This window comes from Devosia sp. (assembly GCF_041917035.1).
In the GTDB taxonomy this organism is placed as follows: domain Bacteria; phylum Pseudomonadota; class Alphaproteobacteria; order Rhizobiales; family Devosiaceae; genus Devosia_A.
The window spans coordinates 1-1712 of the sequence record NZ_JAYRYM010000440.1 but is presented as its reverse complement, the minus strand read 5'-3'; the positions used below and the strand labels follow the sequence as shown (position 1 = coordinate 1712).

General features: G+C 67.6%; 2 protein-coding genes and 1 pseudogene. All 3 read right to left on the bottom strand.

Annotated features, from left to right (window positions below; genetic code table 11):
- A partial coding sequence (locus tag ACE3TU_RS22070; RefSeq protein WP_374628000.1) for a glycosyltransferase occupies nucleotides 1-102 on the bottom strand: 102 nt, incomplete at its 3' end.
- Nucleotides 103-241: 139 nt separating this feature from the next.
- Nucleotides 242-1411, bottom strand: a complete 1170-nt coding sequence (locus tag ACE3TU_RS22065; RefSeq protein WP_374627999.1) for a GNAT family N-acetyltransferase — start codon at nucleotides 1409-1411, stop codon at nucleotides 242-244.
- A pseudogene (locus tag ACE3TU_RS22060) lies at nucleotides 1404-1712 on the bottom strand (glycerophosphodiester phosphodiesterase); the annotation flags it as partial. The pseudogene ACE3TU_RS22060 and the gene ACE3TU_RS22065, both read right to left, overlap by 8 nt.

Genomic DNA, 1712 nt, shown 5'->3' with positions numbered 1-1712 from the left:
CACGACGGAATGGCCGCGCCGCATCAGGGCCAGCGACAGCGCGACGAAGGGCTGAACATCGCCCATCGTGCCGATCGCCGCTATCGCGATGCGCTTGCCCATGCCTTGCCCATTGCCTCCGACCCAGTGCGGCAGTCCCATCCGATCAGAGTGTGGCCGCCTTGCGGCAGACCGTACCGTTCTGCCGCCCGAGACGTCCAGCGGCGCCTTCGAACCACAGCGGCGCCCGGCATGCAATGGGTCACTTGGGAGGTTCCCCATGGCGGAATGGCGTATAGCGGGCCAGCGTCTGCTGCTCGTGTTCCACGGAGTTGCGCTCCTCGGCAAGGAAGCGCGCCACCGCGTCCCTCAGACCGGGATGGCCGATCCAGTGGACCGACCGGGTGGTGGTCGGTGCGTAGCCCCGCGCCAGCTTGTGCTCGCCCTGCGCCCCGGCCTCGACCACCTTCAACCCGTGGGCGATGGCATAGTCGATCGCCTGGTAGTAGCACAGTTCGAAATGCAGGAACGGCACGTCGCGAATGGCGCCCCAGTAGCGGCCGTAGAGCCGTTCATGCCCGATCAGGCTCAGGGTGCCGGCGATCGGAACGTCGCCGTCACAGGCGAACATCAGCAGCACGCGGTCTGCCATCGCCTCCGAAAGTAGCGAGAAGAACTCCCGATTGAGGTACGGTCGCCCCCATTTCCGGCTGCCGGTGTCCTGGTAGAATGCGAAGAAATGATCCCAGGCGGCCTCGGTGAGATCGGTGCCGGTCAGCCATCGCACCGACAGGCCATTGCCGCCGATCGCCTCGCGTCGCTCCCGCCGCATCGCCTTGCGGTGGCGGGACGACAACGTTCCGAGGAACTCCTCGAACGAGGAGAAGCCGTCGTTTCGCCAGTGGTACTGCGTGTCGTGCCGCAACAGCCAGCCGGACTGGCGGGCGAGTTCGGCCTCGTCCGCCTCGACAAAGGTGGCGTGGACCGAGGAGATGCCCGCACGCTCGGCCAGCTGCCTTGCGGCGGTCAGCAGCGCAAGCCGGCCCGCATCGCTTTCGGCGAGGAAACGCGGACCGGTCACCGGCGTGAAGGGAACGGAGCACTGTAGCTTGGGGTAGTAGGCCCCTCCGGCGCGCTGAAAGGCCTCCGCCCAGCCGTGATCGAACACGTACTCGCCCTGCGAATGGGATTTGAGGTAGAGCGGCATCAGCCCGACGGTCCTCCCCTCCGCATCGGTGAGCGCGAGGTGATGGGGCTGCCAGCCGGTCCGTCGTCCCGCCGATCCCGAGCGCTCCAGGGCCGAAAAGAAGGCGTGATCGAGGAACGGGTTGTCCGGCCGTCCGTCGCGGCCGGGCACCAGCCGGTTCCAGGCCTCCGCGGCGATTTCGCCGACGGAGTGGACGACGCCGACGGTGAGCGGGGAGTCAGGCACTTGGGGGCACGAACCCCTCGAAGACGATCTGGTCCGCCTTGCCCATGACCGCCATCGCCGCGGCCGGGCTCTTGATGGTCCAGGCCGTGACCGGCACGCCGAGCGAGCGGAAGAAGCGCACAGCGGGCAGGTCCAGCGACCTGTCGCGGCACGAGATGAAGTCGAAGCGGGTCAGCGGCCAGTGCAGCAGGTGCCTCAGCACGAAGCGCTGCGAACCGGTCAGCTGCTGGTCCCACTCGGGTTCGTCATAGCCATAGGTGACGATGCCCACCGGCATGTGGGCGCCGCGCTTTCTCACCGC